At 55.8% G+C, this 23,929-nt stretch carries 25 protein-coding genes; 6 read left to right on the forward strand and 19 right to left on the reverse strand.

Features of this window, described 5'->3' with window-relative positions; translation table 11 throughout:
* Positions 1 to 72: 72 nt before the first annotated feature.
* The gene (locus tag A6U95_RS11095; RefSeq protein WP_024484344.1) at positions 73 to 843 is read right to left on the reverse strand and encodes an ABC transporter permease; all 771 of its coding nucleotides are present in this window, start codon (positions 841 to 843) and stop codon (positions 73 to 75) included.
* Entirely contained in the window at positions 840 to 1,763 is a 924-nt protein-coding gene (locus A6U95_RS11100; RefSeq protein WP_024484343.1) for an ABC transporter ATP-binding protein, read from the reverse strand. The genes A6U95_RS11095 and A6U95_RS11100 overlap by 4 nt, the downstream gene beginning before the upstream one ends.
* A 200-nt stretch (positions 1,764 to 1,963) precedes the next feature.
* Here A6U95_RS11100 and can point away from each other — a divergent pair, with 200 nt between their 5' ends.
* On the forward strand, positions 1,964 to 2,623 hold the full coding sequence (can, locus tag A6U95_RS11105; RefSeq protein WP_021179730.1) for a carbonate dehydratase: 660 nt from the start codon (positions 1,964 to 1,966) through the stop codon (positions 2,621 to 2,623).
* Between the two features lie 166 nt (positions 2,624 to 2,789).
* On the opposite strand, the gene hpt is transcribed toward can, so the two are convergent.
* Entirely contained in the window at positions 2,790 to 3,326 is a 537-nt protein-coding gene (gene hpt / locus A6U95_RS11110; protein ID WP_071681992.1) for a hypoxanthine phosphoribosyltransferase, read from the reverse strand.
* A 120-nt stretch (positions 3,327 to 3,446) separates the two neighbouring features.
* Positions 3,447 to 5,039, reverse strand: a complete 1,593-nt coding sequence (cueO, locus tag A6U95_RS11115; protein WP_065684530.1) for a multicopper oxidase CueO — start codon at positions 5,037 to 5,039, stop codon at positions 3,447 to 3,449.
* A 171-nt stretch (positions 5,040 to 5,210) separates the two neighbouring features.
* On the opposite strand from cueO, the gene A6U95_RS11120 reads away from it, so the two are divergent.
* From A6U95_RS11120 to speD, 3 genes are all read left to right on the forward strand, one after another.
* Positions 5,211 to 5,558, forward strand: coding sequence for a YacC family pilotin-like protein (locus A6U95_RS11120; protein WP_037375824.1), 348 nt, complete (start codon positions 5,211 to 5,213; stop codon positions 5,556 to 5,558).
* A gap of 154 nt (positions 5,559 to 5,712) precedes the next feature.
* Positions 5,713 to 6,576 (forward strand): polyamine aminopropyltransferase, encoded by an 864-nt coding sequence (gene speE / locus A6U95_RS11125; protein WP_065684531.1) that lies wholly within the window; start codon positions 5,713 to 5,715, stop codon positions 6,574 to 6,576.
* A 25-nt stretch (positions 6,577 to 6,601) separates the two neighbouring features.
* A complete protein-coding gene (gene speD, locus A6U95_RS11130) occupies positions 6,602 to 7,396 on the forward strand; it encodes an adenosylmethionine decarboxylase (protein ID WP_065684532.1) in 795 nt (264 codons plus the stop codon).
* A gap of 36 nt (positions 7,397 to 7,432) precedes the next feature.
* Here the strand turns inward: speD and A6U95_RS11135 are convergent, their stop codons facing one another.
* The 5 genes from A6U95_RS11135 to yacL all read right to left on the reverse strand — a co-directional run bounded on the left by A6U95_RS11135 (position 7,433) and on the right by yacL (position 11,968).
* Positions 7,433 to 8,191: a DeoR/GlpR family DNA-binding transcription regulator gene (locus A6U95_RS11135; RefSeq protein WP_065684533.1), complete on the reverse strand. Its 759-nt coding sequence runs from the start codon at positions 8,189 to 8,191 to the stop codon at positions 7,433 to 7,435.
* A 13-nt stretch (positions 8,192 to 8,204) separates the two neighbouring features.
* Complete coding sequence (locus A6U95_RS11140) at positions 8,205 to 9,188, reverse strand: D-threonate 4-phosphate dehydrogenase (RefSeq protein ID WP_098929827.1); 984 nt, start codon at positions 9,186 to 9,188, stop codon at positions 8,205 to 8,207.
* The gene (locus tag A6U95_RS11145; protein ID WP_065684535.1) at positions 9,178 to 10,449 is read right to left on the reverse strand and encodes a four-carbon acid sugar kinase family protein; all 1,272 of its coding nucleotides are present in this window, start codon (positions 10,447 to 10,449) and stop codon (positions 9,178 to 9,180) included. Before A6U95_RS11145 ends, A6U95_RS11140 begins: the two co-directional genes overlap by 11 nt.
* Positions 10,446 to 11,402 (reverse strand): 2-keto-3-deoxygluconate permease 1, encoded by a 957-nt coding sequence (locus A6U95_RS11150; RefSeq protein ID WP_065684536.1) that lies wholly within the window; start codon positions 11,400 to 11,402, stop codon positions 10,446 to 10,448. Before A6U95_RS11150 ends, A6U95_RS11145 begins: the two co-directional genes overlap by 4 nt.
* A 203-nt stretch (positions 11,403 to 11,605) precedes the next feature.
* Positions 11,606 to 11,968, reverse strand: a complete 363-nt coding sequence (yacL, locus tag A6U95_RS11155) for a protein YacL (protein WP_021179705.1) — start codon at positions 11,966 to 11,968, stop codon at positions 11,606 to 11,608.
* Between the two features lie 207 nt (positions 11,969 to 12,175).
* On the opposite strand from yacL, the gene A6U95_RS11160 reads away from it, so the two are divergent.
* Positions 12,176 to 13,096 (forward strand): LysR family transcriptional regulator, encoded by a 921-nt coding sequence (locus tag A6U95_RS11160; protein ID WP_065684537.1) that lies wholly within the window; start codon positions 12,176 to 12,178, stop codon positions 13,094 to 13,096.
* Here A6U95_RS11160 and mdcH read toward each other — a convergent pair.
* The 10 genes from mdcH to A6U95_RS31025 form a co-directional block, all read right to left on the reverse strand.
* Positions 13,093 to 14,022 carry a malonate decarboxylase subunit epsilon gene (gene mdcH, locus A6U95_RS11165; protein ID WP_065684538.1) on the reverse strand — a complete coding sequence of 310 codons (930 nt, stop codon included), beginning with the start codon at positions 14,020 to 14,022 and terminating at the stop codon, positions 13,093 to 13,095. The genes A6U95_RS11160 and mdcH overlap by 4 nt on opposite strands.
* Complete coding sequence (locus A6U95_RS11170; protein ID WP_065684539.1) at positions 14,022 to 14,645, reverse strand: malonate decarboxylase holo-ACP synthase; 624 nt, start codon at positions 14,643 to 14,645, stop codon at positions 14,022 to 14,024. Before A6U95_RS11170 ends, mdcH begins: the two co-directional genes overlap by 1 nt.
* A 12-nt stretch (positions 14,646 to 14,657) precedes the next feature.
* A complete protein-coding gene (locus A6U95_RS11175) occupies positions 14,658 to 15,617 on the reverse strand; it encodes an AEC family transporter (protein WP_024528335.1) in 960 nt (319 codons plus the stop codon).
* A 166-nt stretch (positions 15,618 to 15,783) separates the two neighbouring features.
* Positions 15,784 to 16,590: a biotin-independent malonate decarboxylase subunit gamma gene (mdcE, locus tag A6U95_RS11180; protein WP_065684540.1), complete on the reverse strand. Its 807-nt coding sequence runs from the start codon at positions 16,588 to 16,590 to the stop codon at positions 15,784 to 15,786.
* Positions 16,587 to 17,423, reverse strand: coding sequence for a biotin-independent malonate decarboxylase subunit beta (locus A6U95_RS11185; protein WP_024528337.1), 837 nt, complete (start codon positions 17,421 to 17,423; stop codon positions 16,587 to 16,589). Before A6U95_RS11185 ends, mdcE begins: the two co-directional genes overlap by 4 nt.
* The gene (locus A6U95_RS11190) at positions 17,416 to 17,715 is read right to left on the reverse strand and encodes a malonate decarboxylase subunit delta (protein ID WP_021806268.1); all 300 of its coding nucleotides are present in this window, start codon (positions 17,713 to 17,715) and stop codon (positions 17,416 to 17,418) included. The genes A6U95_RS11185 and A6U95_RS11190 overlap by 8 nt, the downstream gene beginning before the upstream one ends.
* Before the next feature lie 21 nt (positions 17,716 to 17,736).
* Positions 17,737 to 18,591 (reverse strand): triphosphoribosyl-dephospho-CoA synthase, encoded by an 855-nt coding sequence (locus A6U95_RS11195; protein WP_065684541.1) that lies wholly within the window; start codon positions 18,589 to 18,591, stop codon positions 17,737 to 17,739.
* Positions 18,591 to 20,252 carry a malonate decarboxylase subunit alpha gene (mdcA, locus tag A6U95_RS11200; protein ID WP_024528340.1) on the reverse strand — a complete coding sequence of 554 codons (1,662 nt, stop codon included), beginning with the start codon at positions 20,250 to 20,252 and terminating at the stop codon, positions 18,591 to 18,593. The genes A6U95_RS11195 and mdcA overlap by 1 nt, the downstream gene beginning before the upstream one ends.
* A gap of 220 nt (positions 20,253 to 20,472) precedes the next feature.
* Positions 20,473 to 23,070 carry a bifunctional aconitate hydratase 2/2-methylisocitrate dehydratase gene (acnB, locus tag A6U95_RS11205; RefSeq protein WP_024528341.1) on the reverse strand — a complete coding sequence of 866 codons (2,598 nt, stop codon included), beginning with the start codon at positions 23,068 to 23,070 and terminating at the stop codon, positions 20,473 to 20,475.
* Positions 23,071 to 23,630: 560 nt separating this feature from the next.
* Positions 23,631 to 23,777, reverse strand: coding sequence for a hypothetical protein (locus A6U95_RS31025; protein ID WP_158006212.1), 147 nt, complete (start codon positions 23,775 to 23,777; stop codon positions 23,631 to 23,633).
* Between A6U95_RS31025 and A6U95_RS31695 the strand changes: the two genes are divergently transcribed.
* On the forward strand, positions 23,758 to 23,880 hold the full coding sequence (locus tag A6U95_RS31695; RefSeq protein ID WP_255518680.1) for a hypothetical protein: 123 nt from the start codon (positions 23,758 to 23,760) through the stop codon (positions 23,878 to 23,880). The two genes, A6U95_RS31025 and A6U95_RS31695, sit on opposite strands and share 20 nt — an antisense overlap.
* Positions 23,881 to 23,929 lie beyond the last annotated feature (49 nt).

Genomic DNA, 23,929 nt, shown 5'->3' on the forward strand with positions numbered 1-23,929 from the left:
CTATGGATTTAAGTGATGTATGTGCTAAATCAATAAACTCCCTCCCCCGGCAACGGGGGGAGGGAAATGACATCATGAACGCAAGCCGCGGCCACGCTCAATCAGATACCAGGCCAACCCGTAGAACACCGCAATGAACGCCACCAGCACCAGCATGGTCAGCGCTAACGGCACGTCGGAAATGCCCAGAAAACCGAAGCGGAAACCGCTGATCATGTAGACGATCGGATTCAGCTTGGAGACCGCCTGCCAGAACGGTGGTAACAGCGTCAGCGAGTAAAATACCCCGCCCAGATAGGTTAGCGGCGTCAGCACAAAGGTCGGGATCAGGCTGATATCGTCGAATGTGTTGGCAAACACGGCATTAAGCAAACCGCCTAGCGAGAACAGGATCGCCGTCAATAGCAGCGTCACCGCGATCACCCACCAGGAATGGACTACCAGGGGAACGAAGAACAGCGAGATCACTGTCACCAGGATCCCCACACAGATACCACGCGCCACGCCACCGCCAACATAACCGGCAATCACCACGTGCGTCGGCACTGGTGCCACCAGCAGCTCTTCAATATTGCGCTGGAACTTGGCACTGAAGAACGACGCCGCCACGTTGGCGTAAGAGTTGGTGATCACCGCCATCATGATCAGGCCCGGCACGATAAACTGCATATAATCAAAACCGTGCATCTCACCAATACGCGACCCAATCAGGTTGCCAAAGATGATGAAATACAAGGTCATGGTGATCACTGGCGGTACCAGCGTCTGGATCCAGATGCGGGCGAAGCGGTTGATCTCTTTGGCCCAGATGCTTTTCAAGGCCACCCAATACAAATGCATCATGCTTGTTCTCCATTGCCGTTCACCAGGTTGACGAACAGCTCTTCCAGCCGGTTGGCCTTGTTACGCATACTCAGGACCTGGATCCCCTGCGCGCTCAGTTGGGTGAACAGACCGTTCAGACCTTGCTCACGCATCACTTCCACTTCCAGCGTGGAGGTGTCCGTCAAACGGCTGTGGTAACCCTCAAGATGGGGCAATGGGCTTTTTGCCGCCAGATCGAGGATGAAGGTTTCGGACTTCAGCTTGGCCAACAGCCCCTTCATCGAGGTGTTTTCTACCAGCTCACCGTTCTGGATGATGCCGATATTGCGGCACAGCATTTCTGCTTCCTCCAGATAGTGCGTAGTCAGGATAATGGTGGTGCCCTGGGCGTTCAGCTCTTTGAGGAAGCCCCACATCGAGCGACGCAGTTCGATATCCACCCCGGCAGTCGGTTCGTCGAGGATCAGCAGTTTGGGTTGATGCATCAGCGCACGGGCAATCATCAGGCGGCGTTTCATCCCGCCAGACAGCATACGCGCCCGCTCGTTACGTTTACCCCAGAGATCGAGCTGATTGAGGTACTTTTCTGCCCGCGCCATCGCCTCGCGGCGTTCCACGCCATAATATCCCGCCTGGTTGACCACAATCTGCAGCACGGTTTCAAACGGGTTAAAGTTGAATTCCTGCGGCACCAGCCCGAGCTGACGCTTGGCGTTAACGATATCCTTATCGATATCGTAACCAAACACTCGCACCGTGCCCGCCGTCTTGTTGACCAGCGAACTGATAATGCCGATGGTGGTGGATTTCCCGGCGCCGTTCGGCCCCAGCAGGGCATAAAAGTCCCCTGCCTCCACGTTCAGATTGATACCGCGCAATGCCTTGACGCCACCCGCGTAGGTTTTGGTCAGCTGCGCTATTTCCAGTGCATAATTCATAAGTTATGAGAGTACCTTGTGATGGAGTTGGCTGCCGAACTTGTCTAAGAGGGAGTTTATCATCAGCGGCCCGATTACCGAGTTGAATCCGTGCGCATATCCATAGGGCAGAAAATTGCTTAACTGTTCCGATTTCCAAATTGTGACGCTTGCCATATATTACATCAACGCAATTCGTTCATAACAGGCCAATAACCGCCATGCAAGAAATCGAAAGGCTTATCGCCAACAACCAAGCCTGGTCCGCTAACATCAACAAGGAAGATCCTGGCTTCTTTGAACGTTTGGCTCAAGCGCAAAAACCGCGATTCTTGTGGATCGGCTGCTCAGACAGCCGCGTGCCCGCCGAGCGCCTGACCGGCCTGGAGCCGGGTGAGCTGTTCGTTCACCGTAACGTCGCCAATCTGGTGATCCACACCGATTTGAACTGCCTGTCAGTGGTGCAATATGCCGTCGACGTGCTGGAAGTCGAACATATTATCATCTGTGGTCACCTGGGCTGCGGTGGGGTAGAAGCGGCAGTAGAGAACCCGGAACTGGGGTTGATCAACAACTGGCTGCTGCACATTCGCGATCTGTGGTACAAGCACAGTTCCCTGCTCGGCGAGTTGGAACCGGAACAACGTCTGGACGTACTGTGCGAGATCAACGTGATTGAGCAGGTGTATAACCTGGGGCACTCAACCATCATGCAGTCGGCCTGGAAACGCGGCCAGAAAGTGATGGTCCACGGTTGGGTGTACGGGATCCAGGACGGTCGTCTGCACGATCTGGAAGTCACCGCCACCAGCCGTGAGAGCCTGGAGATGGGCTACCGCAAAGCGATAGCCACACTCAAGCAAGAGAAAGGCCTGTTCTAGCGCCTTATATACCCTATGGATTTCAAGCTGCAGCTAGGCGACAAGCTTACTCATCACCAGGAGCTTACTATTGTAAGTGACTGGGGTGGGTAAGTGCAGGTAACAACGCTGCAGCTTGAAAGACGACGGGTATAGGGGGTCAGCGCCCTGCTGCCCCCCGGCCGGATTATTCGTCCAGCATCACCACTTTGCCGATGTAAGGCAGATGGCGATAACGCTGGGCGTAATCGATGCCATAACCCACCACGAACTCGTCCGGGATCGGGAAGCCGACATATTCCACCGGTACTTCAACTTCACGGCGCTCAGGCTTGTCCAGCAGCGTACAAATCGCCAAAGACTTCGGCCCACGCAACGCCAGGATCTCGCGCACCTTGTTCAGGGTATTGCCGGAATCGATGATGTCTTCGACGATCAATACGTCTTTACCACGGATGTCTTCATCCAGATCTTTGAGGATTTTCACGTCGCGGGTGGTAGACATGCCGCTGCCGTAGCTGGAAGCGGTCATAAAATCGACCTCATGCGGCACCTCAATGGTGCGGCACAGATCGGCCATAAACATGAAAGAGCCACGCAGCAACCCGACCAGCACCATGTCACTGCCGCTATCGCGGTAGTCTTCGGTGATCTGGCGGCCAAGTTCAGCAATACGGGTCTTAACTTCCTGCTCGGAAATCATTACTTCTACAGTGTGTTTCATAGTTTTCAGGTCAGTTGCCGGAAGAAGGGCGCAGAGTTTAGCATAGCTGGCGGGCGGTGGCGACGCGAGCGCGTCACCACTTTACACGCTGCGGCGTGGTTAGCCGCAGCCTGGGATAATTTAATCGGCTACGGTAAAGCCTAGCATCATCCCTGTATCTTCATGTTCCAGCAGGTGGCAGTGGGCCATATAGGCCTGATCGGCACTGGCCAGATGATTGAAGCGCACCAGCACTTCGCTGCGCCAACCTTCTACCAGCACCGTATCTTTCCATCCTGCCCGGTGGGCCGCCGGTGGCTTGCCGTTTTCCGACAGAATGCGGAACTGGGTGCCATGGATATGGAACGGGTGCAGCATCATGTCGCCTTCGCCGGAAATGGTCCATTTCTCGTATTTGCCACGCTTGGCCTCAAACGCGGGCTTGGTCATATCGAAGGCTTTGCCATTGATGGTGTTGGCATGGCTGAAATCAAACGGCTTGCTGCCATGATCCATCTTGCTGTGGTCCATTCCCGCCATGTTGCCGTGGTCCATACCTGCCATGTTGCCAGCGGCATTGCCGTGATCCATGCTCATCCCAGCCATCGCCTGGTGACCATAGCGATCCATCAGAGCCTGCATCCCCAGCATATCCAGCTTAGGATCCATCATCAGTTGCAACCAGCGTTCCTGCACCCCGGCCAGCGATGGCAGCGCAGGCAATTTCACCAGGCTGTCCGGCATGGATTTCACGCCCAGCGCCAGCGATGGCTGAATATGCAATACCGGCAGCGGCTGGTCGAACGGGGCCAGCGTCATGCCCATCTGCTTCACCGGTAAGGTAACGATATCGAACGGTTTGCCATCGGAGGCATCGACCAACACTTCAAAGCGCTCGCCCATCAGCATCGGAAGTTCGGTCAGTTTCACCGGTTCGCCCAGGAAGCCACCGTCACTGGCAATCACGTATAATGGGCGATTGTCGCTGGTGGACAGGTTAAGCGAGCGGGCGTTACAGCCGTTCAGGAAACGCAGACGCAGCCAGCCGCGTGGCGCGATGTGTTGCGGATAGGCAGCACCGTTGGTGAACATACGGTCACCAAACCAACCCACGGCCGCGCTCATGATGTCCAATTGATATTCGATTTGGCCGTCTTTGCCCAGGCGCTTATCTTGCAGGATCACGGGAATATCATCTGTTCCCCAGGTTTTCGGCAAGGGCAGTTGGCTGCTTTCTTCATCTTCCAGCAGCACCAATCCGCCCAATCCCATCATCACCTGCTGGCCAGTCTTGCCATGCGTATGAGGATGGAACCAGCAGGTAGACGCTGGCTGATCGGCAGTGAAACTCACCGTGCGGGTGGTGCCTGGTTGGATCAAGGCTTGTGGGCCACCGTCGACATTGCCGGGGATCTCTAAACCGTGCCAGTGTACCGTGCTGGCCTCTGGCAGTTTATTACTGATATCCACCGTCACCGGCTTACCCCGTTGCAAACGGACCGCTGGGCCAAGCAACGCACCGTTGATCCCCCAGGTGCGGGTAGCCATGTTAGGCAACCAGTTCATCTCACCGGTTTGCAGCGCCAACGCGATCTTTCCTTGCGCATCTGGCGTCAAAATCGGTGGGATCGGCAAGGCTGGGCGATCGGCTGCCCAGGCGGCACGGCTCCATAATGGCAAGGCGCTTGCGGCACCTATTGCGGCGGTCAGTTTGATAAAATCACGGCGTAACATCGCTGGTTCCCTTTTCTCAGTGATCGAAAGCTTAAGATCCGCAGCCTAAACCCTCCCCTTAGTGGAAGGTCAAGAGCTACTATTAAGGTATGTTAAGCCCACATAATTAATTTGGTGCCTTTACAGTCAAGTGTGGTAACGTCAGCAGATATTGAACAGGTCTATTTCATGATGAAAAAAACAACGTTGTTAATGCTATTGCTGACTATGCTGGGCTTTTCCAATGCCAGCCTGGCGCTAAATGAATCCGAAGCGGAAGATCTCGCCGATCTGACCGCAGTGTTTGTCTATCTAAAAAACGACTGTGGCTACAATGATTTGCCTAACGCGCAAATCAAACGCGCCATCGTGTACTTCGCCCAGCAAAACCGTTGGGATTTGACTAATTATAATAGCTTTAATATGAAATCCCTGGGTGAAGACAGCTACCGCGATCTCAGCGGCATCGCTATTCCTACCCCCAATAAGTGCAAATCTCTGGCGCGCGACTCCCTGAGCCTTCTGGCCTACGCCAACTAACTTCCCCCTGCTTTCTCTCAGCCTTGCCAACGATAGCTGGCAGGGTTTGCTATCGCCTATCTGTTGCCCTGCCGACAATGCTGTAATTTGCCACACGGAGGGTTTATGATGTTGCGCTCATTTTTCATGGTTGTTATTACGGAGTAACCCGCACATGACCCAGAAAGAGATTTGGTATGAAACGCTACATGCCAACTTTGGCCAGTACTTCTCAGTAGAGCAGGTGCTTTACCGTGAGAAAACCGAGCATCAGGATCTGGTGATCTTTGAAAACCCGGTGCTGGGCCGCGTGATGGCTCTCGATGGCGTGGTGCAGACTACCGAACGCGATGAGTTTATCTATCACGAAATGATGACCCACGTGCCGTTGCTGGCCCATGGCCAGGCCAGGAAAGTGCTGATTATCGGCGGTGGCGATGGCGCTATGCTGCGTGAAGTTTGCCGTCATCAGGACGTTGAACAGATCACTATGGTTGAGATCGACGCGGGCGTGGTGGAATTTTGCCGCCAATACTTACCTAATCACAACGCCGGTGCCTATGACGATCCTCGCTTCAAACTGGTGATCGACGACGGCGTCAATTTCGTCAGCCAGAGCGACGAAAAATTCGACGTGATTATTTCTGACTGTACCGATCCAATCGGCCCCGGTGAAAGCCTGTTTACCTCGGCGTTCTATGAAGGTTGCGCACGCTGCCTCAACGAGGGTGGCATCTTCGTAGCTCAGAACGGCGTCTGCTTCCTGCAGCAGGACGAAGCGGTCAACAGCCACACCAAGCTCAGCCAGTATTTTAACGACGTCAGCTTCTATCAGGCAGCGATCCCGACCTATTACGGCGGCATCATGACCTTTGCCTGGGCCAGCCAAAATCCGGCTTTGCGCCAGTTGGATGTCACCACGCTGCAACAACGCTTTCATCAAAGTGGCTTAGACTGCCGCTACTACAATCCGGCAATTCACGCTGGCAGCTTTGCCCTGCCGCAGTATTTGCTCAATGCACTGAACGTTTCACGTTAAGCGAGAAGATAGGGGCTAAATCTAATTGCAAAAGATCAAACTGCACGGCTTCAATAACCTGACCAAAAGCCTGAGTTTTTGTATTTACGATATTTGTTATGCCAAAACCGCAGACGATCGCGATGGCTATATCGCCTACATTGACGAACAGTACAATGCCAACCGCCTGACCGAGATCCTCAGTGAAACCTGTTCGATCATTGGCGCCAATATTCTCAACGTCGCCCGCCAGGACTACGAACCACAAGGCGCCAGCGTCACCATTCTTATGAGCGAAGAGCCGGTCGATCCGAAAGACGTGGATACCTCTGAGCACCCAGGGCCGCTGCCAAAGACGGTGGTAGCACATCTGGATAAAAGCCATATCTGTGTTCACACCTATCCAGAAAGCCACCCAGAAGGTGGCCTGTGTACCTTCCGGGCCGATATTGAAGTCTCTACCTGCGGCGTGATTTCACCGCTCAAAGCGCTGAACTATCTGATCCACCAATTGGAATCCGATATCGTCACCATGGACTATCGCGTACGCGGTTTCACACGCGATGTAGCCGGTGTGAAGCATTACATCGATCATGAGATCAATTCGATCCAGAACTTTATGTCTGAGGATATGAAAGCGCTGTACCACATGATGGATGTGAACGTGTATCAGGAGAACATCTTTCACACCAAGATGCTGCTGAAGGATTTCGATCTGAAGCACTATCTGTTCAACGCCAGGCCGCACGAACTGAGCGAGGCGGAACGGAAAAGGATCACCGATCTGCTGTGGAAAGAGATGCAGGAGATCTACTACGGGCGCAATATTCCGCACCTGTAATGTTGAGATACAGGGCAGCCGAGGCTGCCCTGTCAGTCACACCAGATGCAAGGCTGCGGGTAAATCTGCCAATTGCTGCTGTGCTGTGGCAGGTAGCGCCTTATCGGTGACGATATCCGTCAGGCTGCCAAGCGGCGCCACACAGAATAACGAGTAGGCAGCGTATTTACTGCTATCAGCCAACAGCACCCGCTGGCGGGCATTGGCCATCAGATCCTGCTTCAGGCCCGCCTTTTCTTCGGTTGGGGTGGTAATACCGTTCTCAAGACTCCACGAGTTACAGCTGACAAACGCAATATCCGGGTAGATCCCTCGCAGCAACCTGCGCCCATGATCGCCGACGCAGGACTGGCTGCTGTCATCAATACGGCCACCAATGATGGTCACTTCGATCTGTTTAAATCCTGAGAGAAACAGTGCGATATGCAGATCGGCGGTGATCACCCGTAGCGGGAGGTGAGTCAAGTGCCGCGCCAGTTCCAGCATAGTGGTGCCTGCGTCCAGCACCACTGCGTCACCGGCTTTAACCATCGTGGCCGCATACAGGGCGATCGCCCGCTTCTCCTGCGGGTTACGCAGCTGCTTTTCGTTAGTGGTGGGCTGTGCAGGGATAAAACGGTTGAGGGCCACGCCGCCGTGGCTGCGATTGATGATCCCCTGCTCATCCAGCTTGATCAGATCGCGCCGGATGGTGGCAGGAGAAGCATCGATAGCGCTGACCAATTGCTCAACGGTGACCAGATTATGAGCTTTCAAGTATTCCAGAATCTGGTCCTGGCGAGTTTGTGGCTTCATGACGTCCGTGGTATCACGCCAACTGAGTGGCTAATTTAATCGAGATCGCCATGCTCTCAGACTTGGCTTTACCTGTCCAGGCAATATCAAACGCGGTGCCGTGGTCGGCAGAAGTCCGGATAAACGGCAGGCCCGCCGTGATGTTAACCCCATCGTAGAAGCCCAGCAGCTTGAGGGGAATATGCCCCTGATCGTGATACATGGCGACCACCATATCGTACTGGCCTTCATAAGCCTGCAGAAAGACGGTATCCGGGGGGCACGGGCCTGAAACATCGATCCCACGCTGTTTTACTGCCGCAATCGCCGGGCTGACAATGTTGATCTCTTCATCGCCAAACAGGCCATGTTCACCCGCGTGGGGGTTAACGCCCGCGACCGCGATCCTTGGATGTTTAAAACCGACGCGCTTGAGGAAGGTATCCGCCATCGTCACCACCGTTTCGATCCGTTCGGCATTCAGCGTATCAAGGAACTTGCGCAGGGCGATATGGGTGGAAACATGGATCACCTTCAGCTTATCGGTGTACAGCACCATCGCATAATCCCGGCTGTGGGTCAGTTTTGCCAACAACTCCGTATGGCCTGGATACAGATGCCCGGCCAGATGCAGCGCCTCTTTATTCAGCGGCGCCGTGGCGATGGCCATTACCTCACCCGCCATGGCCAGTTCGGTGGCACGCTTTACGCATCGGTAAGCCAGATCGCCCGCTTGTGCCTGCACTTTCCCTGGTGTCAGCGCTGCGGGGTCCTCTAGCGGCTCATCAATCACGTTGATAATACCGGGCGCGAAGCGTGCCTCCGAAACCTGCTGGATCGGCCTCAACTCGACCTTTGGCACGATCCCCAATGCCTGAATACGTTGCAACGTTTGCAGACAGCCCACCACGACAGCTGGCGTTCCCGCCAACTCACCTTCAGACAGCGCCTTAATGATAATTTCTGGCCCAATGCCTGCCGGATCGCCCATGGTGACCGCAATCGTGTTATTTGCCACTGTACATCTCCTCAATAAAATAAAGTGCATCCCGCAACGTTGAAGCACCGCCAAATCCGCCGGCCTTGGTGATCACCGGCAGATCGTCGATCTCGCTGTTGACGAAAGTGCCACAGGGCACACAAGGAACAACCTCACTGGTAATACGGTAACCTTCCGCCCCCAGCGCTCTCGCAACCGCAATGGCGATGTCGCCGCCGGTCAGGAACAAGCCACCAATCTGAGCCTGATTGATAATCGCCAAGGTGATGGAGCCTAATGTCTGGCTGATTTTGTCCCCCAACTGCTGGCGCGAAAGGTCATGCTTTTCGCACAACGTATCGATCATCCGGCGAGCATCGGCATCTCTACAGGTGCGTAGCACGCAGTGCTGCCGATCCCGCAGGACGCTGGCTGCCTGGCGGATAATTTCGTCTACCGCAGCTTGGCTGTTCGGTTGCAACAAGGCTTCGACATCAATATCTAAAATACCCAGTGACTTCTCTTCTGCGGCAAACACAATCTGCTGCCGGGTGGCTTCACTCATCGAACCGGCAACCACCAGCACGGGCAGGCGTTGGCGAGCGGCCAGGTAGCTGCTGGCTGGCAACGCATTTGCCAATCCGGCCGCGCCCACCAGTAAATAACGGCAACTGAGTTGCTGGGCGGCCTGCGCCAACTGTGCCAGATCGCCATCCGTCTCGGCATCAATCACCACAATCGCCGGTCCATTGTGGCTCAGGAGCGGCAACTCGCGGCCTAGCTCGCCACTGCGTACACTCTGCAAATCCAACTCGTGGATCGGATAGGTCGTCTGTAAACCAATCAAGGTCTTGATATGAGAAGACACGATCGGCGTTTTCGGATCGCTGGCAAACTCGGTTTCCACCAGCGGGACGCCGTGAACCCGGCATTCGCCATTCAGCGTTACCCGACCCGCCGCGGGGATGGCAGCGGCCACGATTGCCAACTGCGCACCGCTGGCGACCATCGCCGCCTCGATCTCGGCCCCCACGTTACCGCGAAAGGTCGAGTCGATTTTTTTATACACCAGGGGCGGCGTATCGCTCTGGCAATACGCCCGCAAGGCTTCACTCACCTTGACGCTGGCCATTGCAGGAGATAACGCCCGGCTTTCGGTATTGATCACCAGCACATCCGTGCGCCGGGTAGACTGCGGTAGTTCGTTGAGCACCACGTCGGTACGCGCACCCTTTTTTGCCAATTGCACGCCGGTATCGTTAGCTCCGGTAAAATCATCGGCAATCACGATCATCTTCATGCTGTCTCCTTCAGCGCTACGCCCTTAGCGGCATTACGCTTCGCCACCCAAGAACTGAGAATCGGGGTCAGTATGGCGGTGGTGATCACCGAAGCGGCAATCAACGGGGCCGCAGCAGCCGCGACGCTAGCTAACGAAGGGTCCGCCTGGGCAATCGCCAATGGCGTCGCCACCGCATTTCCGGCAGTGCTCGATGCTGCCGCACCAGCAATACCTGAGCCCCCCACCAGTCGATCGGCGCGAATATTAAAGAAACCGCCGACAAAAGTGGTCAACACGCCAAGCAGAACCCCGGCCATACCGCCTTGCAGTAACATTTCCAGATTGATGCCAGCACCGAGCGCGAAGGCAAAGAATGGGATCAGGATTGGGCCACCCTTGGTGAGAAAGTCGCGCATCTGATGATCCAGATTACCCAACATCATCCCTACCAGCAGGGGAACCAACACCGCCACCAACGCCATCAATGGGATATTCGCCATACCTGCCGCACCCAGCGCGATCATGGTGAAGAACGGCCCGTCATTCAGGGATAGGATCGAAATCGCCCCTACGTCCCGCTCATTACCAAACTCGCCGACCAACGCCGCATACAGGCCGCCGTTGGAGTTGCTCATTGCGGCAATGATCGCCACACCGGTCAGGCCAAAAATACCTTCCGCCCCAAACAGATGCTCAACGCCTAGCCCCAGGGCCATGGCAACCAGCAGTTTGGTCAAGGTAATGGTGCCACCTTGCAACAGTGCCTGCGGAGCCGCCTTGAAGCTGATACCGGCCCCCATACACAGCAGGAAAGCACCAATCAGTGGAGCCGCACCGTTTTTGAACAGTGCCGTGGTGAAGCCGCCAATATCCAGCGCCTGTGGAGCAAAGGTGTTGATCATTGCGCCAAGCACCAGCGGGACGACCATCATCCCCCCAGGGATTTTCTCTATTGTCGCCTTAATTTTCATCCTACCCTCGTCATTGTGATTTATTTTAATCAAAATGATTATATAAAATCAAAAAAGAAAAAATCGGCGCTGTGTCGCAGATTAAAAAATCAGTAACATGATTATTTGATTTTATTTAATCATTACAGAAGGGAGGAAAGGCGGCCGAGAATCGGCCACCTGGGACTCACAAGGGGAGCAGCATCCTGCCCCCGTCTGGTTAATCAGTAGTTGAGCATAAACGAGCGGTAGGCTTTCAGCACCGTCAGGAAGTCTTCGATACCGCAGAAAGAGAGGCTCTCTTCGTCGTAGTAGTTCATCCCCTCTTCCATTTCGTCGCCTTCGAACTCCAACTGGTTGGCGCGGATCATCACCTCTTCACCGTCCATCAGCAACGTGTATTCATGGCCTTCCAACTGCCACTGACGCTCACTGCCCTTGACCCCTGCCGCACCAGCTTCGATACGGTCCAGCAGGTTAAAATCACCGTTGAGCTCTTCATTAATCCAATGGCCGATGGCCTCATGCCCCATCGAAAATCTGACCACCACCTGACCGGTTACGTCACGCAGAAATTCGTAATCCATAGCATGCCCTCCTGAGCTTTTTTATAAGTGTAACCCTTAATTCGCCACTATCTCAGTGGGCGCTCGCAAAGTTGATCGATTGAGCCAAATAAACTGCGGCGCAATATAACGGTTTATCCTTGGGCTTGGGAAGGCTCTCTGTGCCTGCTATGGACGGGCAATTGTTGTTATCATGGCTCTCATTAGCCCTTACCCAAGCCTGAGCCGATGATCGACAGCGAAATCACCCTGAAAAAATTGGAAATCTTTCTGGCGTTTATGGAGAAGGAAAACATCGGCCGAGCCGCAGAACAGCTTGGCTTGAGCAACGTTAGCGTGCATCGTGCGTTACATACTCTGGAAGAGGGTTTTCGCTGCCCGCTGTTTATTCATAAAGGACGCAACCTGCTGCCCCTGCCCGCTGCGCAAACGCTGGCAGAATACGCCCGCGATATCGTGGATCTCACCTACAAAGGCATCGAAGAAACTCGGCTGAAGGCGGGGTTTGGCCAGCAACGCATGCGTATCGGCACGCTCTACTCACTGACGCTGGAAACCATTCCACGGTTGATCATGGGGCTGAAAGTACGCCGCCCAGCCATGGAGATCAGCCTGACGATGGGATCGAATGAGGATCTGCTGGCCCAGTTGGAGAACCAATTGCTGGATGCCATCCTGATTTCGGTTTCGGACAGCCAAATCGATCCGCTGCGCTTTGAGATCCTGCCACTGTTTGAGGATGATATCTATCTTGCCGCACCGGCAGCCTCGGCGCTAAACAGCGATGGCACGGCAGACCTGCAAGACTTTCGCAGCCAGAAGTTTGTCTCCCTGACCGAAGGCTTCGCCACTTATCACGGCTTTAGCGAAGCGTTTCAGATTGCCGGTTTTGAACCGGAAATCGTCACCCGGGTGAATGATATTTTCTCAATGCTCAGTCTGGTGCAGGCCGGGGTGGGCTACACGCTGGTGCCAGGGCGAATGAAGAAGATGTATGAACACACGTTGAAATTACTGCCGCTGTGCGAACAGTACCAAATGCGTCAAACCATCGCGCTGGTGTTCAACCGTAACCAGCAGCAGGATCCGAACCTGCTGGCGTTGACGGCGGAAGGCCGTATGTACGCACGCGGTGAAGGGCCGGTTTAATCGCGCCGATATTTGGCCACAATGCCGCAGACCGCGTTCAGCCCCAGTTGGCAACGGGACAGCGCTTCCCCCTGCTCCATCACTTTTTTGGTCAAGCCGGTTAATACCGCGCCCGGCGGCATTTCGATCGCCAGACGGACTTCCCGTTCGTAGGCCGCCACCATCGCCTCATGCCAGCGCACGGTGCGGGCCATATTGAAGGCCAGATCGTCAGCAATCCGCTCCGGCTGCCATAACACGCGCCCGCTACTGCCGCTGAGATACGCAACCTGCGGCCGATTGATGGTTACCTGCTTCATAGCCTGCGCCAGCTTTTCCGCCGGTTGTGCCAACAGGGCACAGTGGGAAGGGACGCTCACCGCCAAACGCTGGGTTTTCGCCGCACCGGCGGTTTTCGCCAACGCCATGACCTGCACCATTGCGGCTTCGCTACCCGCGATCACCAATTGGTCTTCGGCATTGATATTGGCCAGATAGACCGGTAGCTCAGCGCTGTTGACCTCTGCTATCAGCCTTTCCACCTGGCGTAACGGCAAACCAACAATCGCCGCCAGGCCATATCCCGCAGGGTAAGCCTCCTCCATTAGCTGGCCGCGTAACGCCACCAGTCGGACGGCATCGGGAAATGCCAAAGCCCCAGCGATCACTGCGGCCGGAAAAGCGCCGATGGATAACCCACTGACAAAGTCAGCCTCGACCCCGTGCTGCTGTAATTCCCGCGCGTAGGCCACACCGGCTATCAGCAGGCACAGCTGTACTGCCCGGGTTTTCTGTAAGGCTTCGGCGCTGTCCAACGCCAATACGTCCTGGTCAAGAACAGCGCAAGCCTCGCTTAACAACCGCTGGGTAGTTTCATTGACCGGCAGTTGGTGCAGCATTTGCGGCACCTGCGGCCCCTGACCGGGAAAGGTAAATAAAATCTTCATCAGATCTCCTGAGAGCTGGCCCATGGATCCGTCGTCACCAACGGCCCCTCAGCGGTTTTCAGCATCGCTCGTCCATCCCGCAGCCATTCGCTCAGGGCAAAGCCGCCGAGCGGTGTTTCTATTTGGGCATCGGCGCGGCAAGGCAGCGCCTGCAACCACTGCGCCAGCCGCTGCAACTCATCAAGGCTGGCAGGCTGCGGACAGCGAACCAACAGATCCAGATCGCTGTCGGCATGCATCACCGGGATTTCGGTCGCCAGCGCATAACCACAGCTGCCGGTCACGCCCCAGCCCCACAGCCAAGGCCGTTGAGCCAGCATTATGAGCGCCTGCACCGGAGGCTGGGAAACAAAGCTCGAGTGCAGCAACGCCAGCGGCTCGCTCACCAAAGACTCCGGCGTTACTACGCGCCGGATAGCCTCTGCGCTAACCCAGGCTGCCGCGCGCTGGCTGCGTTTCATGCCCCGGATCCCCACAGGGATCCGCCCGTTGCCCTGAACATCGCGCCGCACCACCAGCGGTAATGAGGTGCGCCACTGCTGGCTCACCCACTCCGGTAACGCCTGGTCGGCGCTGAGGGCAGAACGGTCACTAATCCAAATCAGGTCATGCGGGCGAATCATCGGTTGCTCCAGTTACATCCCTGAGGTCAGGGTGATAAACAGCGGTAAGGTAATGATACACAACACGGAACTGATCAGTAACGTGGCTTCGGCATCCGGCGACTGCACGCCAAAACGGTTACCAAAGACGATACCGAAGAAACCGGCAGAAAGGGCGATCATCAAAATAGCGGTGATGGCCACGCTACCGTGCAGGCCCAATGCCAGCACCAACCCCCAGGCAATAAACGGTTGGATCAGCAGTTTGGTTACGCTCGACAGCAGCACCGGGCCATTGATCTGCAACTTACGGGCAGACAGGATCACGCCGGTCAGGAACAGCGCCGTCGCCGTCGCCGACAGGCCAAGCGGTTTGATCGCAGCCAGCACCATTTCAGGCATATGAACGCCTATCGCCGACAGCACCACCCCAAGCAGCGGCCCCCAGACGATCGGTTTTTTTACCGAGCGCCACATCAGCACCGGCAACATGCCCAGGCTGGAACCCTGAACCCCACCGGCTGTACGGGCCTTCTCACGCTCAAGGATCAGCAGGCAGAACGGTGTCATCAATACCGAACCACAGGCGATAGCCACCGCCACGGACAGTGAGGTTCCCGGCGTTTCCCCCAGCACGCTACCGAGGATCGGCAGGCCCAGCGCGGCATAGTTGGGCAACGCCACGGTGAGCGTCAGCACCGCGGCATCCTGCGGAGACTTATGGAAGATCCCGGTGCAGGTAAAATAGATCGCCGCATAGGTGATCCACATCGCCAGCACCAACACCACGATCAGCGGCGACTGCTCAACGATCCCCGCCCAAGGCGTTTGTACGGTGGCACCGAACAGGGCCGCCGGTAGGGCAAAATCCATCACGAAGATGTTGAGTAATGAAACGTTCTGGTTATCGACCATTTTTGCCTTACCGGCAAAAAAGCCCAGCAGCATAATGACAAAAATCGGTGCCAAGGCATGAATAATTACGTATGTCATAAATCACCTGTTAAAAAGAAAAAATCAGTCAGATCAGGTGCGATGGTGTTAGTTATATTGTTATATGCAGGTGAAGCTTTATGCCGGGTCGGAACGCATCACATGCGCCCTCCCGGCGGGTCGTATTTTGTTCCTGAACTCTGACGTAAAAATGGCTAGCGTGGCATTACCACTCTGCGCGCATACGTTCACGCACCAGCGAAGAGCTATGGCGGTTGTCTGCCCCCAGACGGTTAGTTAAACCAACGCCTTCACTGCGTGTTTTAGCAATCGCCTGAACCACCGAGTGGCGCACCAGATTAAGCTCCTGCTCACTGGCCTGCAGCGGGTCACGGATATCCAGTAACTGTTCCAGCAGGCCCAGTGAGCTGTAATGCTCGATGTCATAGGCCATCGGTGGAATGGTTGCTGCCAGCTTCTCCAGCGCCTCTACGGAGCGTAACGTGATGCGCGCTGCAGACTCTTTGCCCATCGCATGGATCATCACGCCAACATCGTTGAAGGCGATCAAGCGGTTGGCCTGATAGCCGTGCGCCAGAAACGCGCCGGACATGGCTTTCCCGACGATCAAACCAATCACCGGGTGACCAGCCAGCCGAGCCTTGGCATAAGCCCCGGCCGCACCGGCCAACGCCTGATGAATACCAAAGGCCTCTTCCCGACGCCCGTAGGCCTGGCTTGGCACATCGATCACCGCCACGATGGCGCGCTTTTGTGCTTTACCAACGTCAGCCGCGACCGCTTCACTGACTACCTGGGCTAACGTCCAACCTTCCAGCAAACCTACTTCACCGCGTGCGGCGCGCGGGTAATGGTTATTTGCATCCGGCACCACGGCGATAAAACGCACCGGTTGGCCCTCTAGTTCAGCGTCCGCGACTCGGATCGAGGCGCACTGCCCCTGGCGCTGCTCGGCACCAGCCGTCAGCAAAGAGAACCAATATTCTCCACGGCTTGATGATGACGTACTCATACCCGATCCTCCGCAGCAAACAGTTGAGCAATGACCGCCGAGTCCGCCTGCTGGCGGGTGTCGAATTGCGACAGTTTCGGCAAGTAGTAGTGATAATTGTCGGAACGGTGCTGAGCAGGCACGCCGCGTTGCAGGCAACCTGTCATCGCAGCCTTGACCGCATGTAACGCATCAGGGACTTCTTCATCGACAAAGCCGCTGCGATAGCGCACATCGCCACCGGTCATGCTCCAGATAAAAGGCCGATCGCGGGAATCGTATTCTTCGATACCGGCTTCCTGTTCAATTACCTGTGGGCCGTTTAAGCCCAGGCGCGCTTCACGGGTGACAATCAGGTAGCTGCATAATGCTGCCGCGATCGACATCCCGCCAAAGCAGCCCACGGTTCCAGCAATAATGCCCACCACCGGGGTATATCGGCGCAGATCGACAATCGCCGCATGAATATCCGCGATCGCGGCCAGCCCCAGGTTGGCTTCCTGCAAACGCACGCCACCGGTTTCCAGCAGCAATACTGCCTGAGTCGCAATGCCGTTGCGGTTATCTTCTGCCGCCAGTTCCAGGGCCGCGGCCATCTTGGCACCGGAAACCTCCCCCATACTGCCGCCCTGAAACGCCCCTTCTACCGCCACTACCACTGCCGGTTGACCGTCAATGGTGCCTTTGGCGACCACCATGCCGTCATCGGCCTGGGTGACTATGCCTTGTGGCTCCAGCCAAGGTGAAGTAATGCGCTCAAATGGCCCCAATAGTTCACGAAAACTGCCGCTGTCCAGCAGATTGCGAGCGCGCTCCCGGGCGCTGAGTTCGATAAAGCTGAGATCATCACGCATGGGCGGCCTCCTCAAATACCTGTTCGATACGCAACCGAGCCACCCCCGGCGTAGCGCCGAAGTCGTTAATCTCTAACCGTCCGGCAGGTAAATCGCGCAATGACGCCAAGCGTTCAAACAGGTGCTGCCAACGCTGACGGCTACCGTCTACGGAGGTTTTTATCGCCACCGTCAGCGTACCGTCAGCCGCAGGCTCAAACAGAGCCTCCATGTCACCGGAGCCCACGACTCCGGTCAGTGCCTTACCCGGCAGCGTAATGCTGGCCGGATAACTCAAATCGATATGTTCCATAACATCCTCTGGATTGATTATTCAGCGGGCCGTAGCCCGATCGAGGAACAGAGCCGCAGCCAGCAAATCGGCCGCGCCACCGGGTGAAGCGTTGCTCGCCAATAGCCGTTGTTCCAGTTTGGCCAACGCCGCCTGCCCTGCCGGATGTTGATATCCTCCAACATGCAGTACCTCGGCGGCCCCCTGCTGCATCGCTTTCAGCGCCGTTAGCCCACCGCGCGACAACACACAGGTATCGCTCAGGGTGGTCATGATGGCCATCAGCGCATCGATCTGCGCAGCTGGCTCACTGGCCCCTTGGTTCCTGCTGTGCCACAGCTGCGGCAGCGCCCGTTGCATCACATGCGGAAAACCTTGCTGGGCCTCTTCCCTTGCGCCTGGAACCTGATAGCGTTGAGTGGCTCGCAAGCCTTTACTGAACACCTTCGGGCTGGCGTGATCCGGCAATTGCGCCAACTGGGCGGCTAATACGCAACTGCTGGATGGTGTTGCGTTCCCCCCTTGCATGGCTACCGCCGTCACCAGCAGGCCCATCGCCCAGATCGCCCCGCGATGCGTGTTAACACCAGCAGTGGCTGCCATCATCCGCTGTTCACCTTCCCGACCAATCCGGCCAACTTCCTGGCGTAACGCGCTATCGGCTGGACGCTGCCAACCGGCAATCGCCAGCCGATGGAAGACCGGCTTCAGACTGTGAGCCGAACGTTCCATCAACGCCAGCGTCAGATCCTGATGCGCACCGGAGCCCCGGGCATCCACCAGCCCCGGTTTCGGGCTGAGGCGCGCCTCATCCACTAGCGCCTGCGTGGCAAGCTCCGCCAATCGTGCAGCAACCCGATCCGCTTCAGAGGCGATTAAACAGGGGGAAAGTTTCATTACCAGCTCCGAAATTTAGCTGGCGGGTTATACAGGCCGCCGGACCACTCGACCAGATCCGCTACGCTGCCCGCGGCCAGCAAAGAACGCGAAGCATCGGTGCGGCGAATATCGAGATCTTCCGGGAACACCACTTTTCCTTCACGGCGCAGTTCAGCCACGCGTTTTGCGTCCACACCCAGCCCGATATCGGTGATACCGGCTACCGCAGCCACCATAGCGCGGCGCTCTTCCAACGAGCGTGCACGATACAGATAAGCGATGCCCTCTTCGGTCAGCACGTGGGTCACGTCATCGCCGTAAATCATCACCGGAGCCAACGGCATGCCAGATTCTTGCGCCACATCGACGGCATCGAGTTTTTCTACGAAGGTCGGTTTGGCACCTGCCTGGAAGGTTTCCACCATCTGCACCACCAGCTTGCGGCCACGAGCCAACGGATCCGGCTCTTCGATCATATCCAACCAGGCAGGCGTAGCGTGGCGACGACCGTGTGGATCGTGCCCCATGTTCGGTGCGCCGCCAAAACCGGAGAGGCGGCCACGGGTCACGGTAGAAGAGTGAGCCATACCGTCGATCTGTAAGGTGGAGCCGATAAACATATCTACGGCGTACTGACCGGCCATCTGGCAAAACGCGCGGTTGGAACGCATGGAGCCGTCACTACCGGTAAAGAAAATATCCGGGCGAGCGGCAATGTAATTCTCCATCCCCAGCTCACCGCCAAAGCAGTGCACGGTCTCAACCCAACCGCTTTCGATCGCCGGGATTAGGGTTGGATGTGGGTTCAGAGTCCAGTGTTTACAGATTTTACCTTTCAGGCCCAGCTGCTCACCGTAGGTAGGTAACAGCAGCTCGATGGCGGCGGTGTTAAAACCGATACCGTGGTTCAGCGATTGCACCTGATGTTTGGCGTAGATGCCTTTGATCGCCATCATCCCCATCAACACATGCACGGGTTTGATCAGACGCGGATCGCGGGTAAACAGCGGTTCAATAAAGAACGGCTTGTCTGCCACCACCACAAAATCGATCCAGGAACCGGGGATATCAACTCTTGGCAGATCCGTTTCATCGTCGACCAGTTCGTTGACCTGAGCGATGACGATGCCGTCTTTAAACGCGGTGGCCTCCACCAGTGCCGGGGTATCTTCGGTACTTGGCCCGGTGTACAGATTGCCATGACGATCGGCCTTGAACCCGGCCACTAGCGCCACGTTCGGCACCAGATCCACATACAGGCGGGAATAGAGTTCTATATAAGTGTGGATGGCACCGATTTCGAGCTGCCCATCTTCCAGCAGTTGGGAAATGCGCAGGCTCTGGGTACCAGAGAAGGCAAAATCGAGCTTGCGAGCGATGCCCTTTTCAAAAATATCCAGATGCTCGGCGCGGCCAACGCTTGGCATGATCATATGCAGATCGTGAACCTTGGTGGGGTTGACCTCGGCGAGCATACGGGAGAGAAAATCAGCCTGTTTCTGGTTATTGCCTTCCAACACCACCCGATCGCCAGAAACCAGCAGTTTTTCCAGCACGCTGGTCAGATCGGCGGTGGGGATCACTTTGCCCTGCGACTGCCCTTGCACACTCGCGATACGGCGTTTTTTTTCCTGCCGCCGGGTATCCCAAACGCGCGTGGGGCTTTGATGAAGCGACATACCTCAACCTCCTGAGTTTATTTGGTTCGGTTTAGTACGGTTAGAGTAAGAGTCTAGGAGAGCGCCATCAATCAAGCAGGGGGATGGTTTGTTAGCCTGAGAGTAATGATTTCATCAAAACAATACTAATCAATCAGTTAATATCAATAAAAGCGCGAGATGATCACAAAAAAACGGGGAACCCAAAGGCTCCCCGTGATGATGCTAACTCAGTACCGAATTACACCGCGGTTTGGAAGATCACACCGTCGGCTTTTTCCGTGTACTGTGTCAACTGGTCGAAGTTCAGGTAGCGATAGGTATCCGCCGCCGTCTTGTCGACCTGTGCCATATAGGTCTGATACTCATCAGGCGTTGGCAGACGGCCCAGCAGTGAAGCCACTGCAGCCAGCTCTGCGGAGGCCAGATAAACGTTGGCTCCGGTACCCAGACGGTTCGGGAAGTTACGAGTCGAGGTGGAAACCACGGTCGCACCGTCCGCTACGCGTGCCTGGTTACCCATACACAGTGAACAGCCAGGGATCTCGATACGCGCCCCGCTCTTGCCAAAGACGCTGTAGTAGCCTTCTTCAGTCAGTTGCGCTGCGTCCATCTTAGTTGGCGGAGCCACCCAGAGACGAGTTGGCAGTTGGCCTTTATGCTGATCCAATAGTTTACCCGCCGCACGGAAGTGGCCGATGTTGGTCATGCAGGAACCGATAAACACTTCGTCGATCTTGCTGTTGGCCACGTCGGACAGCAGGCGCGCGTCGTCCGGATCGTTCGGCGCACACAGAATTGGCTGCTTGATATCCGCCAGATCGATTTCGATCACTGCGGCATACTCTGCATCCGCATCGCCTTCCAGCAACTGCGGATCCGCCAGCCATTTTTCCATCCCCTGAATACGACGCTCCAGGGTACGGCGATCGCCATAACCTTCGGAGATCATCCACTTCAGCAGTACGATGTTAGAGCTCAGATATTCGGCGATCGGTGCCTTATCCAGCTTGATGGTGCAACCGGCGGCGGAACGTTCTGCCGAGGCATCGGTCAGCTCAAACGCCTGCTCGACCTTCAGCTCCGGCAGACCTTCGATCTCCAGAATGCGGCCAGAGAAGATGTTCTTCTTGCCCTTCTTCTCTACGGTCAACAGGCCCTGCTGGATCGCGTAGTAAGGGATAGCATGCACCAGATCACGCAGGGTGATACCAGGCTGCATTTTGCCTTTGAAGCGCACCAGCACCGACTCAGGCATATCCAGCGGCATTACGCCGGTAGCTGCAGCAAAGGCCACCAGACCAGAACCTGCCGGGAAGGAAATGCCGATCGGGAAGCGGGTGTGGGAATCGCCACCGGTGCCGACGGTATCCGGCAGTAACATGCGGTTCAGCCAGGAGTGGATCACGCCATCGCCAGGGCGCAGCGAAACGCCACCACGGTTCATGATGAAGTCTGGCAGTGTATGGTGAGTGGTGACGTCCACCGGTTTCGGGTACGCGGCGGTATGACAGAACGACTGCATCACCAGATCGGCAGAGAAGCCCAGGCAAGCCAAATCTTTCAGCTCGTCACGGGTCATCGGGCCGGTGGTATCTTGTGAACCTACCGAGGTCATCTTAGGTTCGCAGTATTCACCGGGGCGAACACCAGCAACGCCACAGGCGCGGCCAACCATTTTCTGCGCCAGCGAGAAGCCCTTGCTGCTAGCCGCTACCGGCTTGGCAATACGGAACACTTCGCTATGCGGCAGGCCCAGCGCTTCACGCGCTTTAGTGGTCAAGCCACGGCCGATAATCAGTGGGATACGGCCACCAGCACGCACTTCGTCCAGCAGCACATCAGTTTTCAGCTCGAAGCTGGCAACCAGTTCGCCGGTTTCATGATTACGCACTTCGCCTTTATACGGGAAGATGTCGATCACATCGCCCATGTTCAGGTTGGAGACGTCCACTTCGATCGGCAACGCACCGGCATCTTCCATAGTGTTAAAGAAGATTGGCGCAATCTTGCCGCCCAGCACCACACCACCGCCACGCTTGTTCGGCACGTAGGGGATGTCGTCGCCCATAAACCACAGCACCGAGTTGGTGGCAGATTTACGGGAAGAACCGGTACCGACCACGTCACCGACGTAGGCCAGCGGGAAACCTTTCTTGTTCAGCTCTTCAATCTGCTTGATTGGGCCAACGCTACCCGGCTGATCCGGGAAAATACCTTCACGTTCGCTCTTGAGCATTGCCAGCGCATGCAGTGGGATATCTGGACGTGACCAGGCATCCGGAGCGGGTGACAGATCGTCGGTGTTGGTTTCGCCAGTCACTTTGAACACGGTCACGGTAATCTTTTCCGCTAACGGTGGGCGTGACAGATACCATTCGGCATCGGCCCAGGACTGCATGATTTGCTTGGCGTGTGGATTACCGGCTTTGGCTTTCTCTTCTACGTCGTAGAAGTTATCAAACATCAGCAGCGTGTGGGAAAGTGCCTTGGCAGCAATCGGTGCCAGCTTTTCGTTATCCAACGCGTCGATCAGCGGATGAATGTTGTAACCGCCCTGCATGGTGCCTAGCAGTTCAATGGCTTTTTCGGGGGTAACCAGGGGAGAAGTGGCTTCGCCTTTGGCAACGGCTGCCAGAAAACCTGCTTTGACATAGGCGGCTTCGTCGACGCCCGGTGGTACACGGTTAATCAGCAGGTCTAACAGAAATTCTTCTTCGCCTTTTGGCGGATTTTTTAATGATTCAACCAGCGCTGCCATTTGTGTCGCATCTAATGGCTTAGGGACGATGCCCTCTGCAGCACGCTCGGCCACGTGCTTACGGTATTCTTCTAGCACGACTTTCTCCTCGCTCTCATTGTCATTTATTGTGCCTGGCGTTTTATATTCAAACCGGGTTTAGCGCACGGCGATATTTGACGGGGCACTGCTGTCGATATCCTGGACTGTAAGTAAGGTACAGTGCCCGGTTCCGCCCAGCCAGCATATCAGGATTTGAATCGGTTGTTAATTCGTTCACATAAAAGCAACATTAAATCTTTGCTGAATCGTTGACCGCAGCGTAATCGGCTGCAAAGCAGGCGGGACGGGCTTGGGTTCGTTACGGCACAACAGCAATCTCAGCCCAATGAGCACAACATAACGTCCATACTTTTACAATGGTTATTGATAGGGTTGGGGGAAATTGGCGGGCATTGGGCACAAAAAAACCGCCATAAAGACGGTTCTTTTGTATCCGCGCGGTGTTAGCAGGCACCGAACGGATTTCTTATATCGTTAAGAACGATACAAACGCTGACGAACAGGATCATTGTGCGTAAAGACGGTTAAAAAATCAACCATTGGGATGCAAAAACCCTTTTTTTTATGTACCCTGATTTTGGGTCTGTTCTGCCGGTTTAGCAGCCGGTCATCGGGCTTGAGAACAGTGCTGCAACTACTGCGATACAAGCGCTGACGAACGCTTGTTCCGCCGGGATTTTTCCGGTGAAGTCGCGGTGGTCGTGGTTCCACAAGGAACGCGCAATGAAAGGGAGATCACTCATTATCCTGCTCATTGTACTGGGATCGGTGTTTGGCGTCAGTAAAGGTGGCTGGTCAGTTTCCGGCAACCAACTGATCTTCAACGTCGTACTCCAGAACAAGTAAGCTACTGGCCGCTCTTTGAGCGGCCTTTTATCCGCTACTCACCAAATAA

Source organism: Serratia sp. 14-2641, from assembly GCF_001692375.1.
GTDB lineage: Bacteria > Pseudomonadota > Gammaproteobacteria > Enterobacterales > Enterobacteriaceae > Chania > Chania fonticola_C.